Raw genomic sequence first — 15,263 nt, 5'->3', positions numbered from 1 at the left:
CTGTGCGAGCAGACAGTTTTCAGAATTTTAAGAGACAGGCAATATGAGAGTATGGGTATATCAGGCAAGTCGTAAGCTGACAGCCGGCGAACAAGCATTAGCAGCAGATAAACTGGCCGCGTTTATTTCAGTATGGAATACACATGGCAAATCGTTGGCTGCAGACGTAGAGATACGTCACGGTCTGTTTATCATTTTGAAAGTAGATGAAGATAAAGTTGCTGCTTCGGGATGTTCAATAGACAGTTCTGTACATTTTCTCAAAGGCTTACAACAAGAACTGGATGTCGATCTTTTCGATCGCTTTCAGTTAGCGTATCGTACAGCAGAAGATATAGTTGTGGTCGGCCGTCAGGAATTTGAACAGCTGGTTACATCAGGACAGATCAATTCGTCTACCATTGTATTTAATAACATGATCAGTAATGAAGAAGAATTACGGAATAAGTGGGAAGTGCCATTTAAGGATAGCTGGCATGCCCGTGTATTCAGCTAAGCATACCAAATTGTAAAATCAAAGGCCGTTGATATCAACGGCCTTTGATTTTTATTTTTTATCTACACTATACGCTCCCGGACCTACAAAAAGTAATCCGATAAAGACGAACAGCAGTTCAAATGCATGTGAGGCTGTACCCCACCCGTCTCCGGCACTCAGGTGATGTACTCCGGCTACCACCATGGTGAAAGCTAAGAGTAAACATACGGGTCTGTACCATAGTCCGATCAAAAAGAATAGTCCGCCTACAGCTTCTGTCACAGCAGCCATAAATCCCCAGAAAGCAGGAAAGAATTTGATACCCATATTGCCCATTGCCTGACCTACTCCTGTCCACATATCAGGGCCGCCCATTAGCTTCGGAAGTCCGTGTGAAATCATAAATGCTCCGACGCCTATACGCAGTATTAATAATCCCAGATCTTTTTGTTTTGATAATGATGATAATATCGCCATGTGTTAATCTATATATGTTAGTTTAGTTTCTGTTTTTTTCGTCTCCAACACGACTTTTCTGCCAAATATCAGCGCATGGTTATCGTCAATATGCCCTGCCGGATAACTGAATGCTACAGGATAATCAAATTCTCTAACCTTATCCATCACAATCTCTTCCACCGTCTGGCCAAATGGAGGGGCGCTATCCTTCAATGAGGTAAATCCGCCGATGATTAATCCGGCCAGTTTATCCAGTTTTCCGGCTCTCTTCAATGCCCACAGCATACGGTCTATACTGTAGTACGCTTCTCCTACATCTTCAATAAATAAAATCTTGTCATCATAGTCTACATCAGATACAGAGCCTAATACACTGATCAGGATGGCAAGATTACCCCCCGTAAGTATTCCTTCCCCTTTTCCGGGACGGTTGGGGAATGTTTGCTGTTTATATTTGAAGTCTGTATTCTGACCGAATAAAGCTGCCCGAAGTGTCTCCAGGGATGCTGATGTACCATCAACAAATGACTTTGGCATCTGACCATGGATTGTTGGTATTCCGAACGACTGTTGTATATGACTGTGTAAAACGGTAATATCACTGAAACCGATTACCCATTTCGGATGTTTAGCAAATGCCGTAAAATCGATCTTGTCAATAATACGCACCGTTCCGTAACCGCCACGTGCCGCGAATACTGCTTTGATCTCCGGATCATTCAGGGCTTCCTGCAGATCAGCAGCTCTCAGGTCATCATCTCCGGCAAACTGATGGTATGAACTGGACACGGACTTACCCGATTGTACTTCCAGTCCCCAGCCTTGCAGGGTTGCAACGGCTTCGTCTATATTCCCCCGGATAAAACTTGCCGGAGCCACAATTGCGACTTTATCACCGGCATTAAGAAATTCAGGCATTTTCACGTATATCTATATTTTAATACCGCAAATTGAGTTATCTTTGTCAAAGAAACAAGATTTTTCCTGTTTTTTTATATTTGATTACAGCTAATTTATAATATAACATTGAGTATTACAGATAAAAAACGCTATACCATTACCTCGGCTTTGCCGTATGCGAATGGGCCTCTACATATCGGCCACCTGGCCGGTGCTTATATTCCGGGAGATATTTTTGTTCGTTACTTACGTCTTAATCAGAAAGATGTAGTCTATGTATGCGGATCCGACGAGCATGGTGCAGCTATTACGATTAAAGCGAAGAAAGAAGGTATCACACCCCGTGAAATTATTGATAAGTACAATCAGCAGATCAAAGAAAGTTTTGAAGAGTTCGGTATTTCATTTGATATTTATCACCGTACATCAGAGCCTATTCACCATCAGCTGTCTCAGGAGTTTTTTCTGAATCTATACCACAAAGGTGAATTTATAGAAAGATTTTCCGAGCAATATTATGATGAGGAATTTCACCAGTTTCTGGCAGACCGCTATATTGTGGGTACGTGTCCTAATTGCCATTCTGAAGGAGCGTATGGGGATCAGTGTGAGAAATGCGGAACTTCACTAAGCCCTACAGATCTTATCAATCCGATCTCTACATTAAGCGGCAAGACTCCGGTTTTAAAGGAAACTAAACACTGGTATCTTCCTCTGGACAAATATCAGCCCTGGCTTGAAAAATGGCTTATCGAAGGGAAAAAGGATGAGCTTAAATCCAATGTTTATGGACAATGTCTGTCCTGGCTGAAGTCAGGTCTGCAACCCCGTTCAATGACACGTGATCTGGATTGGGGAGTAGATGTCCCGTTGGAAGAGGCGGAAGGTAAAAAACTGTACGTATGGCTGGATGCGCCGATAGGATATATATCAGCTACTAAACAGTGGGCGCTGGACAACGGTAAAAACTGGGAAGACTATTGGAAAGAACAGCCTGATCCGGAAGATAACTCCTGTCTGATCCATTTCATTGGTAAAGATAATATTGTATTCCATTGTATCATCTTCCCGGCTATTCTGCATGCGCATGGAGATTATATTTTACCGGAAAATATCCCGGCAAATGAATTCCTTAATCTGGAAGGGGATAAGCTTTCTACATCCAGAAATCATGCTGTATGGTTACATGAATATCTGGAAGAATTCCCGGGCAAACAGGATGAATTACGTTATGTACTGACTTCTATTCTTCCGGAGACTTCGGACAGCGAATTTACCTGGAAAGATTTTCAGGCACGCATCAATAATGAACTGGTTGCTATATTGGGTAACTTTATCAATCGGGTCATGGTGCTTTCTCATAAGTATTTTGATGGTAAGATTTTATCCGGTTCAGATTTGCAGGAAGAAGATCAGCAGGTATTTGCTGAACTGAAAAAATATCCGGAGCAGATCACACAGAGTATCAATCAGTACCGGTTCCGTGAAGCTCTGGCTCAGTTTATGAATGTGGCACGTCTGGGGAATAAATACCTGGCAGATGCCGAGCCCTGGAAAGTGATCAAGACCGATGAGGAAAGAGTAAAAACTGTCCTGAATGTATCTCTTCAGATAGCCGCAAACCTGGCGATTCTGGCACAACCGTTCTTGCCTAAGACAGCAACAAAACTATTTGAAATGCTAAATCTTCCTCAGCAGGACTGGAAGGGAGCAGGTCAGGAAGATCTGTTGAAAGATGGTCATGAACTCGGAGAAGTACAGTTGTTGTTTGATAAAATCACCGACGAGCAGATTGATTTTCAATTGGAAAAACTGGCTGCAGCAAAAGTCAATAATGCAAAGGTAGCTACTCCGGCAGTACCGGCTAAGGAGAATGTAACCTTTGATGAGTTTATGAAAATGGATATCCGTATCGGAACAATCCTTACTGCAGAGAAAGTAGCGAAAACGAAAAAACTGCTTAAACTGACCATCGATACAGGTATAGATCAGCGTACTGTCGTATCTGGTATTGCGGAGTTTTATGCTCCTGAAGATATCGTTGGCCGACAGGTTTCTATTCTGGTGAATCTGGAACCCCGCGAAATTAAGGGAATCACTTCACAGGGAATGATACTGATGGCTGAGGATGCAGATGGTCGTCTGGATTTTGTACAACCTTCCACAACGATAAAACCCGGAAGTTCAGTCCGATAATCAGATTCAATATACTGACGACCTGAGCATTTTGATTATGTCTGGATTAATATAAAGAGAAGCCTGTTTCAGTAAAAATGAGACAGGCTTTTTTTCTTATACAGTATCTTTTATAGTTTTCGTTTTATATCTGTCAATAATCCAAAACAGCATAAAGAAGATAAAAGAAGGCAATACCCACCACAGCTCATATTCAGCCAATGGAATGGCGTGTACAAGTCGTTCCGCTCCGGCCAGATGAATTCCGAGTCCAGCTAACAGATATACTGTAGATACCAGTGTCGTGCCAGCTACAGCCCCGATGTAAGGTAGTTTGGAAATAATCTTTTTGCCGAAAATAATGACATATAATACCAGGGTAATCACAATGGGATAGATAAAGGCAAGAAACGGATAAGCCACTTCTATAATGTATTCTACTCCTGTGATGGAAAGTATACCGGACAGGAGGCAGCATATCGTGACGATGACCTCATAACTGATCTTATTCTTAAATAAAGTGCTGAAAAATGTTCCTACTGCACAAGTCAGTGCTATTGCTGTTGTCAGACAGGCTAAGGCAATACTCAGAGAGATCGCAATAGTTCCATATCCTCCCAGAATTTTGTTGGAGATAAACAGTAGAAGTTCGGCCCGTTTGATATCATTTCCTGTACTGTAGCCGGAGGTTGCGCCCAATATGACCAGTCCGCCATAGATCAACAATAAAAATATGGCTGCCATCAACCCCGCACTGATGACGATTTGATTTTTTTCTTTTAAAGAGGTATAACCTTTCATTCGGGCTGCTGTAATAATGATTCCGGCAAAGATGACAGAAGCCAGTACATCCAGAGTCTGATATCCTTCCGTAAATCCGGATGTAAATGCGGCTACAGAAGTGCCTGTGCCATTGAGCGGATCCGAAATAGGGTATAATATACCGATGGTAATCAGCGTAAGTAACAAGACAAGGAGTACGGGCGTAAGAAAATTGCCGATTACATCTACCACTTTCGAAGGCCGTATGGAAAGTACAAACGTAATCACAAAAAATAATACCGATCCCCAGATTGGAGATAAAGATGGAAATGTCGGTAATAGTCCTACCTCATAGGTTGTTGCTGCTGTACGCGGAATAGCAATAAGCGGTCCTATTCCCAGCATAATGACTGCACCAAGTACCAATGCAACGGTTCTATGAACCCTGCCCGCGAGATCTTCAAATGTTTCTCCCGAATTGACAACAGAAAGTACGCCCAAAAAGGGAAGCAAAATACCGGTCAGGCCAAATCCTGAAATAGCCAGTCCCCAGTACTGTCCTGCACCAAGACCAATAAGAGGCGGAAGAAGTAAGTTGCCCGCTCCGAAGAACATAGCAAATAAGGCAAAGCCCAGGGTGGTGATGTCACTTATTTTTCTCAAAATGAGGATAGTTTACGGTATTTACTAAAAGACTGAACCGCAAATATATAAACTTCCTACTGAAATAAAAGATCTACAATCTGGCGGGCTTCTTTTACATCATGCACACGAAGAAGTTGTACTCCTTTGCTTAATAGTAGAGTATTTAATGCTGTGGTACCATTTAAAGCATTTTCCGGAGTCAGATGCAGTTTCTTATAGATCATGGATTTACGGGAGAGTCCACCCAGAATAGGGAGACCTAAGTAATGTAATTCGTCTATGCGATGGAGTAATTCGTAGTTCTGTTGCAGGCTTTTGGCAAAGCCGAAGCCGGGATCCAGGATAATATCCTTCACTCCTAAACTGCGTAATACAGAAACTCTGCTTCCTAAAAAAGTCGCTATATCTGTAATAATATCATCGTACGTAGTCATTTCCTGCATGTTTTCAGGTACACCGCGCATATGCATCAGGATATAAGGCACCTGTAAATTGGCTACAGTCTCAAACATCTGATCATCCAGTGTTCCGCCGGATACATCATTGATAATATGTGCACCGGCTTTAATGCTTTGTTCCGCAACTTCAGCACGAAACGTGTCGATCGAAAGGATTGCATGAGGAAAGATGCCGGCCATCTTTTCGATCACAGGAATGGCACGGTCCAGCTCCTCCTGTACGGAGATAAGAGCTGCTCCGGGGCGTGAAGAATATGCACCGATATCTAATATGTCTGCGCCCTCCTCCAGCAGTTGTTCTGCTTTTTTGAGTGCCGCGTCAAGATGCTGATGTTGTCCGCCGTCAAAGAAAGAATCCGGAGTTACATTGAGGATTCCCATTATTCTAGGATAGTCAAAAGTGATCAGTCTTCCTTTTGCATTAACAGATTGAGCTGGGGTGCTGTGCATCATATTCATAGTAGACAAATTTACCAATGATTCTTATATGCTGTGTAGGGTAAGGGATATAATTTATATCCTGACGATTTCTGTAAATTTTGTAATACTAGCTTAGGATAAGTTATATCTTCCGGATATGGATACGGTAAAATTTAGAGACAGGTGCTGTATTAGGGAAGTACACATGTTTGAAGTAAAGGGTGTGATCGTCATACCAGAAAACATCTGTCATAAAGCAAAAATACAGGTTTTCTTTTTCTAGAAATGAAAAAGCATCCCTCAGGTTAAATATACTTTTGAAACCTGTACCCGTTTTTTTCTGAATAAAATATTCATCACATTCCTGTCCGGGGAAATAACCGTTTAGTCTGCTGTTTTTAGAAGGGTTATATCGTATATAGCCCGGATTTCCCACTTCACCACCTTGTTCACCCGTAGTGAGGTTAAAGCTGTAATCCGAAGAATGTCCGCCTTCACAGAATAGAATATCTTCTGATGGATAGTACGCAACAAATGCTACATCTGTCACCCGCTCTATCCGGTCCACCGAATCATAGGTTTTATAATAATGAAGTTTACCGTTTTTGAACCGGATACTGCTCACAAGTTCTCCGTCAATAGTAGAATCCAGAACTGCATTCTCATTATACCCCGAAAAGACTACCCGACCTTTCAGCATCTTCTTTACTTTTCCGAAGTCTTTTATATAGAACAGGCTGTCATGTTGTTTCGGACCGGAAGTTTTTAAGTAGGTAAAGGCTACAGAGTCTATTTCCGATATCTGCAAACTGTCCGAACTGAACTTGACCGTTCCCGTAGTATCGACCACAGAAGGTAATGTTTCCGCATAAACAGGTTCCTGTTTTTTCTGTTGGTTTGCACATCCGATGACAGATAGCAACGTGAGGAGAATAAGTGCCGTTATTTTCATAAAGGATGAGAATAAAAAAAGCTGATGCAACACGATTCTGAATCAGCTTTTGAAGTTTATTTTACGATTACACCATCGGCAACAATCGTGATCGATTCTTTTGGTTTTGTGATTTTAGCAATTTCTTCTTTACTTTTACCCATATCTTCAGCATAATGCTTTAGCCAGGCAACAGAAGTTTTATTTAATTTAGCTTTACCTTCAACCACCACTGTTTTACCAACAATATCCTGTGGCATAAAATAGGTGTAGTCTGTAAAGCGTACCATGACAGGTTCTTTACTTCCTTCCCGCTTCAGCGTCATAAAACAACCTTTCTTTTTACAAACTTCTACGACAACTCCTTCAACTTTACCGGTGTAAGTGCTGTCTTTTCCAAAAGATTTTTCCAGTTTACTCACTGAGATAGCCTGATGCTGATCAATCTTTTTTCCATATTGAACTCCTGATTTTGCTGATGGTATGTCGGATTGTTGTGCAGATCCGTAGCCCATCCCTACAAGGACTAACAACAACATTAATGTGATTTTTTTCATGTAGATGATATTTACTGTTTAATGAAAAATGAAACTAAATCCCTATGATAAAGATAAGCAATCTTCTAATGAAGAATGCAGCATATGCGGAATCAATTTCTATAACTACCGAATATAGATATTTTGAAATCAGCTAGTTAAGCTCGCCATAAGCAGACTATTTCCTGATAAATTCAAATTTACCGCTAGGGTCAAGCTTCATAATAGTTGAGGCTTTTCCTGCTCCTATGTCTTTTTGCCCAAACTGAACAGTGTAATCTACGCCGTCTTTTATTTTTTGGTCAATATCTCCGAATGTTTTTGCTGAAGGTTCTCCGCTGATATTAGCAGATGTCGAAATGATCGGTTTACGAAAGCGTTGTAATAGTTGCGTACAGAATGGATGATTGACAATGCGGATACCGATAGAACCATCTTCCGCAATGGCATTAGCAGCCAGATTTTTTGCATTGGAATATACGATGGTCAGCGGATGTTCTGTGTATTCGATCAGTTGATAAGCTACTTCCGGAATATCATTGACATACCCTGCCAGCTGATTCTCATTGTGCAGCAGCACAATCATGCTTTTTTCTTTTGAACGCCCTTTTAACTGAATAACGCGGTCTACTGCTTCCGGATTAGTCGCATCACATCCGATACCCCAGATGGTATCGGTAGGGTATAGAATAAGCCCTCCATTTTTCAATGTTTCGAGGGCTTTATTGATATCTTCTCTGTCTATTGGAGTCATTTTAATAAAATATACTTCTGTTGAGCTGATTATACAGCTACATTATGATCGCGTAAAGCGTCATTCAGTGAAGTTTTCTTATCTGTAGATTCCTTACGTTTTCCGATAATCAGCGCACATGGTACCTGATATTCTCCGGCAGGGAATTTTTTGGTATAAGATCCGGGGATCACGACCGAACGTGCGGGTACATGACCTTTATATTCGATTGGCTCAGGACCGGTTACATCAATTATTTTTGTCGAAGCTGTTAATACTACGTTTGCACCCAGGACCGCTTCAGATTCTACACGTACGCCTTCTACTACGATTACTCTTGATCCGACAAATACATTGTCCTCAATAATTACCGGAGAAGCCTGTACAGGTTCCAGTACACCACCGATACCTACACCACCACTCAGGTGTACATTTTTACCAATCTGTGCACATGAACCTACCGTAGCCCATGTATCGACCATTGTACCTTCGCCTACATAAGCACCTATATTGACATAAGAAGGCATAAGGATCACACCTTTTGCAAGGTAAGCACCTAAGCGGGCAGAAGCACCGGGAACTACGCGTACACCTAAGTGCTTGTAGTTGGTTTTCAACTTCATCTTATCATAATAAACAAAAGGTCCGGCTTCTGTTTCTACCATCTCCCGGATAGGGAAATAAAGGATCACCGCTTTTTTGATCCATTCATTGACATGCCATCTTGTGCCGATTGGTTCTGCTACACGAATTTCACCATTATCCAGTTTAAGAATAATCGTGCGGATAGCTTCAGCATATTCTTTATATTCTAACAACTGCCTGTCTTCCCAAGCGTCCTCAATCAGTTTTTGCAAGTTTTCTAATTCCATGAAATTAATTGTGATAATTTGACTAACAAAGATGGAAAATTTTGTTGATATTATTAGCAGATAAATAGATATTAGCTCGTTATAGATATACCAGATTGGCAAATAATTAAAGAAGAATTAATCTTGTTTTATGGATATTTGTACTCCGTGCAATAGCAGTTTCTGAAAAAATATGCTTTGTATTTGCAGATATTAATAAAGCACAGAGAGTTTGGGATATTGTAAATCATTGCTGCAGATAATTTTTTTGCATTTATACTTTTAAATTTTTACTTTGAGAAAAATATGGCTGGAGAAAAGGATAAACTCAGAATCGATAAATACTTGTGGTCAATCCGCATTTTTAAGACAAGGAGTCTGGCAATGGAAGCCTGTAAAGCAGGACGTGTAAAGTTGAACGGACAAAATATCAAACCTTCTTATGTGGTCAAAATCGGGGAAACCTATGCTGTACAAAAGGGGGTAGAAAGACGGGTGATCAAAGTAGTGGGCTTGCTGGAAAGACGGGTTGATGCCAGGACTGCGGTACAGTTCTACGAAGATCATACACCGGAGGAAGAAACATATGCTTACAAATCTGTGTTTCATGCACCTGTATTGCAACGGGACAGGGGTGCAGGAAGACCTACTAAACGGGATCGGAGAGAAATCGAAGATTTGCAAAACGACTGGTGGGAATCGCTGGATGATTAATCGGGTACTGTTTAGTGTAGTTGTGTAACATAAGTCACCAAACGGGGAAATATAAAAGCTGATCTTTGTATAAAAATAAATTATATGGAATGGATATTTGAACCCTGGCCATGGTATATAGGAGGTCCCTTAGTCGCTTTTTGTATGATTGCACTTCTGCTTGCAGGTAAGAATTTTGGTGTTTCCTCTAATTTCAGAACCATATGTGCGGCATGTGGAGCTGGTAAGACGTCTGATTTTTTCAAGTTTGACTGGAAAGCACAGCGCTGGAACTTACTGATATTAATCGGGGCTGTGTTAGGAGGTTATGTCGGCGCGCATATTTTATCAGACGAGGCACAGATTCCGGCTATTCACCCCGATACCATTACTAAGCTTCATCAACTCGGGTTTCAGAGTGCCGGTAAGGGATATGCCCCGACAGAGCTGTATGATACTTTTGACTTGAAAGCATTGGGATTATTGCTCGCAGGTGGTCTTTTAGTCGGTTTTGGTTCGCGCTATGCAGGAGGCTGTACTTCGGGACATGCGATCTCTGGCTTGAGCGATTTACAATTACCTTCGCTGATTGCTGTAGTTGGATTCTTTATCGGCGGCTTGCTGATGGTTCATGTTATTTTTCCGGTATTATTTTAAAAAAACAGACAGCATGAGAAAATTAGTATTCATCCTTATCGGATTGATTTTAGGATTGACCATGTATAAAGCTGAAGCGGCTTCATGGTTCAGAATATATGAAATGTTTAATTTTCAGTCTTTTCATATGTATGGCTTTATAGGTTCTGCACTGATTATCGGAATAGGAGCCATTCAATGGATTAAACGTCGTAAAATCAAAGACATGGACGGGCATCAGATACATATTACCCCAAAAGAAAAGTCCTTCAGCCGTTACCTTTTCGGAGGGATTATTTTCGGACTGGGCTGGGCATTGGCCGGAGCTTGTCCATTGCCAATGTTTGTATTGGTCGGAGCAGGAGTTTTCCCCATTTTGATTGTTATCCTTGGAGCTATTGCAGGAACATGGTTGTATGGCCTGATCCGTCATAAGCTTCCTCATTAATAACGTGCTTATTTATGTATACCGCAGCATTACAAGTCGCTTACGGAACTGTTTTTGAGCCTCGTCTGATAACGGAAATTGAGGAAGTAGCCCGTTTTCTTTCCTTTAAGAAAGCTGACATACTTATCGATGCAGGACAATATATCAAAGTAATGCCGCTTCTGGTCGAAGGTGCTATACGCATTATGCGTGAAGATCCGTGGGAAGGAGAATTGTTACTCTATTTTCTTGAAAAGGGAGATACGTGTGCCATGACATTAGCCTGTTGTCTGGGCGATAAGAAAAGTGAAATCAAAGCTGTAGCTGAGACAGATGCATTAGTGGCTATGATACCCGTCAGCAAGATGGAGGAATGGCTGGCGAAATATAGCAGCTGGCGCAATTTTGTGTTTACCAGTTACAACAGGCGCATGGAAGAAATGTTAGGAGCAATAGATCAGCTCGCTTTTCATAAGATGGATGTGCGGATTCTGCATTATCTGGAAGAAATTACGAAGATAAACAACACTCGTTCCATTAATAAATCGCATCAGGAGATAGCAGATGCACTGAATACCTCACGTGTTGTCGTCTCCCGCATCCTGAAAGTGTATGAGAATGAAGGTAAAGTCCGGCTCAACCGAAGTACAATAGACTTACTGTAGTCAGCAACTACAGGGCACTGATTCTTCTGATTCAAAACTTGCATTGCTGTAACAAATGTTACCGTTATAACGAATATCAAAAGATACTTTTACAGTATTATAATATGAATACATAAATATGGAGTTGCTTGCTTACTTACTGGCTGTATTGATCGGTATATCTTTGGGCTTGATCGGGAGTGGAGGTTCTATCCTTACAGTCCCCATTCTGGTGTACATTCTGGATATCGATCCTATTCTGGCCACTGCATATTCGTTGTTTATAGTGGGGATGACATCGCTTGCCGGAGGTATTTCACAGACCATCAGCAAACAGGTGGATTATAAGATGGTGTTGCTGTTTGGAATTCCTTCCATCATTATGGTTTTGTTTACAAGAGGGTATATAATGCCACACATTCCTCAGGAAATGGGTAGAGTCGGGGATTTCGTGCTGACAAAAGGCATGTTTGTAATGGTGCTTTTTGCAGTTATTATGCTTTTCGCATCTGTTTCAATGATCCGTTCAAAGGAAAAAACGCCTGAAGCCGAAAAGCAGCCTTACGATAACAAAAGCATTATACTGAAAGGAATTTTCCTAGGGGTAATTACCGGGATGGTTGGAGCCGGCGGAGGATTTCTGATTATACCTACACTTGTCCTTTTTGCTGGTATGCCGATGAAAAAGGCAATAGGAACCTCCCTTATGATTATTGCATTCAATTCCCTGATCGGCTTTGTTGGTTTTGTAGAGATCGACGGCCATGAGGTCGATTGGCGATTATTGTTTTTGTTTTCCATAGCCGCTATTTTAGGAATCCTGATCGGAACATTATTATCCAGAAAAATATCCGGTTCGAACCTGAAGACCTCCTTCGGTTGGTTTGTGCTGATCATGGGAATTATGATTCTGGTTAGAGAGATATTAGATATTTAGTTATTAAAGAAAATATTAAGTTATGTTTTTTGAACGTATATATGATGAGAGTTTAGCTCAGGCTAGTTATATGATCGGTTGTCAGGCAAAAGGAGTTGCACTGGTCATCGATCCCAAAAGAGATGTAGATACATATCTGGAAATTGCGCAACGTAACAATCTGAAAATTACTAAGATTACCGAGACCCATATTCACGCAGACTTTCTGAGCGGATCGCGGGAGCTTGCAGCACTTACGGGAGCGGCCCTTTACCTTTCGGATGAAGGAGGCGAGGACTGGCAGTATGAATTTCCACATGAGGGATTGAAAGAAGGGGATAAGCTGGTCGTAGGTAATCTGACATTGACTGTGATCCATACTCCGGGACACACGCCCGAGAGTATAAGTTTTGTCCTGACTGATCATCCTGCTTCTGATCAGCCGATCATGGTATTCACCGGCGATTTTGTATTCGTGGGTGATGTCGGACGGCCGGATTTACTGGAAAAGGCCGCCGGGATAGCCGGGACAAAGGAAGCCGGTGCAAAAGAAATGTTCAGGTCAATTCAAAAATTTCTTGCCCTACCGGATTTTGTACAGCTATGGCCGGGACATGGCGCAGGATCATCCTGTGGAAAAGCGCTGGGATCTGTTCCGAGTAGTACAGTAGGATATGAGCGTATACGCAACTGGGCCTTATTGCAACAGAAAGAAGATACATTTGTCACTGAATTACTGGACGGACAGCCCGAACCACCTGCTTACTTTGCCATGATGAAAAAGCTGAATAAGGTAGACCGGCCATTGCTGCTGCATGTTCCAGAGGTTCCTTTGCTGAACAAAGAGCAATTTTTAAAGTATAAACAGGATGGTGTCACCATTGTGGATACACGTCCGAAGGAGTTGTTTGTAAAAGGACATATTCCCCAATCCTTAAACATTCCGCATAAAAAATCTTTTGCTACCTGGGCAGGCTGGATCCTGACGTACGACAGACCATTTATTTTGATTGCGGCCGCACATGAAAAAGAAGAGTTAACGCGCAAACTTATGCGTATAGGACTGGATAACGTTATTGGCTACATAACCAACATCGATGATTTGGGTATGCAGGTAGAGAGCACAAAGGTAGTGGATATAGCAGCTGTGAAGTCTGGGATTAATAATCCTGACATTCAGCTTATCGATGTTCGTAATATGAACGAATACCAGGGAGGACATATTAAAAGAGCAATTTCGCTGATGTGGGGCAATCTGGAAAAAAATCTTTCGGCTATTGATCCTCAAAATACCAAAATTATTTATTGTCAGGGCGGAGACAGAGCTTCGATAGCTGCTTCTTTATTGAAGAAAAACGGGATTGAGCACGTAGAAGTCTATCTGGGAAGCATGAATGAATGGCTTTCGCAAGGACAGGAGCTCGAATTTTAATTTTAAATCAGCTTTGACTGTAAAATAGAATTCTTTTAATAATTATGCCGGCAATCTGTAGCTAAACACACGGATGCCGGCATAATAAATATGTTTATTCCGGAATACTGTAATGACTCATGTATCTTACGATCCGGTTTGCCCGACCGTTGACATATGTAGAAGGATTGCGTGCATCCCATTTCTGAGGACTAGGCAGAATAGCAATAATGAGAGCAGCTTCTTTTTTTGTTAAACTTTTGGCTGATTTGCTGAAGTAATACTGGGCTGCGGCCTCAGCTCCATATACACCTTGCCCCATTTCAATTACATTGAGATATACTTCGAGGATTCGTTTTTTACTCCAGAACAATTCAATAAGAAAGGTAAAATAGGTTTCAAAACCTTTTCTAACCCAGGAACGTTCCGGCCATAGAAATACATTTTTGGCCACCTGCTGGCTGATTGTACTTCCTCCACGGAGTTTCTTACCGTTTTGATTTTTCTCCATTGCTTTCTGGATAGCTTGTACATCAAATCCATTGTGCTCCATAAAGTGAGCATCTTCACCGGCAATGGCGGCACGTTTCAGATTATTGGACATATCATCATAGTCCAGCCAATCCTTCTCCAACTTCCACTCTTTGCCCATTCCCTTTCGCTCAAAACCACGTTTGATCATCAGGTAAGTAACCGGAGGATCTATAAAACGCAGGCAGATCACCCAGAAAATAGTGATTGCAAAAAATCCTCCTACTATACGTCCTGTCCACTTAAGGATTTGATTCTTAATGTCTTTGGAGCTTGATTTTCGTTTTACTTTGTTGCCTCTTTTGATCGCCATGGCGCTTATTTCATTTATCGTGCAAACATAATAGCTATTACGCAGTATTGGTTAATTTATTTTAAAGTTTTCAGAAAATAAACAGTGTCTCTTAAATTCAATGGATAGATACAGAAACTTATCAGTTGAATTTAAGAAGATTCGCTGAGGAAATCAGATACTCAAAGGTGTTTTTACCGGCAAAAAATTGAAAATATAAAATTGTTATTTATAGTAAATTTGCCGATGGCGACAAGCAAAAAAAATATCAAAGGAATATCCGATGAAATCTAAAACCTATCAGGTTGGAAATTTTTGTAGCTTCAATCTGCTGTCATTAGAGCTGTCATTAGATTTATAGCGTG

At 41.3% G+C, this 15,263-nt stretch carries 17 protein-coding genes; 8 read left to right on the top strand and 9 right to left on the bottom strand.

Translation table 11 applies throughout. The features are described 5' to 3' along the window. The first annotated feature begins 43 nt into the window (after positions 1-43). On the top strand, positions 44-496 hold the full coding sequence (locus tag I6J03_RS05450) for a hypothetical protein (RefSeq protein WP_003008045.1): 453 nt from the start codon (positions 44-46) through the stop codon (positions 494-496). Between the two features lie 51 nt (positions 497-547). Here I6J03_RS05450 and I6J03_RS05445 read toward each other — a convergent pair whose 3' ends face one another. After that, positions 548-955: a DoxX family protein gene (locus I6J03_RS05445; RefSeq protein WP_003008042.1), complete on the bottom strand. Its 408-nt coding sequence runs from the start codon at positions 953-955 to the stop codon at positions 548-550. Between the two features lie 3 nt (positions 956-958). Beyond that, on the bottom strand, positions 959-1,855 hold the full coding sequence (locus I6J03_RS05440) for a S66 peptidase family protein (RefSeq protein WP_003008039.1): 897 nt from the start codon (positions 1,853-1,855) through the stop codon (positions 959-961). Positions 1,856-1,963: 108 nt separating this feature from the next. Here I6J03_RS05440 and metG point away from each other — a divergent pair, with 108 nt between their 5' ends. Beyond that, positions 1,964-4,033, top strand: a complete 2,070-nt coding sequence (metG, locus tag I6J03_RS05435) for a methionine--tRNA ligase (RefSeq protein ID WP_003008036.1) — start codon at positions 1,964-1,966, stop codon at positions 4,031-4,033. 96 nt (positions 4,034-4,129) lie between these two features. Here the strand turns inward: metG and brnQ are convergent, their stop codons facing one another. From brnQ to I6J03_RS05405, 6 genes are all read right to left on the bottom strand, one after another. Then, the gene (brnQ, locus tag I6J03_RS05430; protein ID WP_039990093.1) at positions 4,130-5,437 is read right to left on the bottom strand and encodes a branched-chain amino acid transport system II carrier protein; all 1,308 of its coding nucleotides are present in this window, start codon (positions 5,435-5,437) and stop codon (positions 4,130-4,132) included. Between the two features lie 56 nt (positions 5,438-5,493). After that, positions 5,494-6,336, bottom strand: a complete 843-nt coding sequence (folP, locus tag I6J03_RS05425; RefSeq protein WP_003008029.1) for a dihydropteroate synthase — start codon at positions 6,334-6,336, stop codon at positions 5,494-5,496. A gap of 103 nt (positions 6,337-6,439) precedes the next feature. After that, positions 6,440-7,249 (bottom strand): hypothetical protein, encoded by an 810-nt coding sequence (locus I6J03_RS05420; protein WP_003008026.1) that lies wholly within the window; start codon positions 7,247-7,249, stop codon positions 6,440-6,442. Between the two features lie 56 nt (positions 7,250-7,305). Next, positions 7,306-7,785, bottom strand: coding sequence for a DUF4920 domain-containing protein (locus I6J03_RS05415; RefSeq protein ID WP_003008022.1), 480 nt, complete (start codon positions 7,783-7,785; stop codon positions 7,306-7,308). A 157-nt stretch (positions 7,786-7,942) separates the two neighbouring features. Next, positions 7,943-8,518: an L-threonylcarbamoyladenylate synthase gene (locus I6J03_RS05410; protein ID WP_003008019.1), complete on the bottom strand. Its 576-nt coding sequence runs from the start codon at positions 8,516-8,518 to the stop codon at positions 7,943-7,945. Positions 8,519-8,547: 29 nt separating this feature from the next. Then, on the bottom strand, positions 8,548-9,369 hold the full coding sequence (locus I6J03_RS05405; protein WP_003008016.1) for a 2,3,4,5-tetrahydropyridine-2,6-dicarboxylate N-succinyltransferase: 822 nt from the start codon (positions 9,367-9,369) through the stop codon (positions 8,548-8,550). A gap of 285 nt (positions 9,370-9,654) precedes the next feature. Between I6J03_RS05405 and I6J03_RS05400 the strand changes: the two genes are divergently transcribed. The 6 genes from I6J03_RS05400 (at position 9,655) to I6J03_RS05375 (ending at position 14,096) form a co-directional block, all read left to right on the top strand. Then, positions 9,655-10,062, top strand: a complete 408-nt coding sequence (locus I6J03_RS05400; RefSeq protein WP_003008014.1) for an RNA-binding S4 domain-containing protein — start codon at positions 9,655-9,657, stop codon at positions 10,060-10,062. 84 nt (positions 10,063-10,146) lie between these two features. Beyond that, positions 10,147-10,698: a YeeE/YedE family protein gene (locus tag I6J03_RS05395; protein ID WP_003008011.1), complete on the top strand. Its 552-nt coding sequence runs from the start codon at positions 10,147-10,149 to the stop codon at positions 10,696-10,698. 13 nt (positions 10,699-10,711) lie between these two features. Next, positions 10,712-11,125: a DUF6691 family protein gene (locus tag I6J03_RS05390; protein ID WP_039990193.1), complete on the top strand. Its 414-nt coding sequence runs from the start codon at positions 10,712-10,714 to the stop codon at positions 11,123-11,125. Between the two features lie 14 nt (positions 11,126-11,139). Further along, positions 11,140-11,769 (top strand): Crp/Fnr family transcriptional regulator, encoded by a 630-nt coding sequence (locus I6J03_RS05385; protein ID WP_003008007.1) that lies wholly within the window; start codon positions 11,140-11,142, stop codon positions 11,767-11,769. 118 nt (positions 11,770-11,887) lie between these two features. Beyond that, positions 11,888-12,685, top strand: coding sequence for a sulfite exporter TauE/SafE family protein (locus I6J03_RS05380; protein WP_201694207.1), 798 nt, complete (start codon positions 11,888-11,890; stop codon positions 12,683-12,685). A 22-nt stretch (positions 12,686-12,707) separates the two neighbouring features. After that, positions 12,708-14,096, top strand: coding sequence for an MBL fold metallo-hydrolase (locus I6J03_RS05375; RefSeq protein WP_201694205.1), 1,389 nt, complete (start codon positions 12,708-12,710; stop codon positions 14,094-14,096). 94 nt (positions 14,097-14,190) lie between these two features. Here the strand turns inward: I6J03_RS05375 and mtgA are convergent, their stop codons facing one another. Next, a complete protein-coding gene (gene mtgA, locus I6J03_RS05370; RefSeq protein WP_003007995.1) occupies positions 14,191-14,919 on the bottom strand; it encodes a monofunctional biosynthetic peptidoglycan transglycosylase in 729 nt (242 codons plus the stop codon). Positions 14,920-15,263: the final 344 nt, after the last annotated feature.

The sequence above is a fragment of the Sphingobacterium spiritivorum genome, assembly GCF_016724845.1.
In the GTDB taxonomy this organism is placed as follows: Bacteria; Bacteroidota; Bacteroidia; order Sphingobacteriales; family Sphingobacteriaceae; genus Sphingobacterium; species Sphingobacterium spiritivorum_A.
The sequence above is the reverse complement of the archived record's forward strand: the minus strand, read 5'-3'. Positions and strand labels throughout refer to the sequence as shown.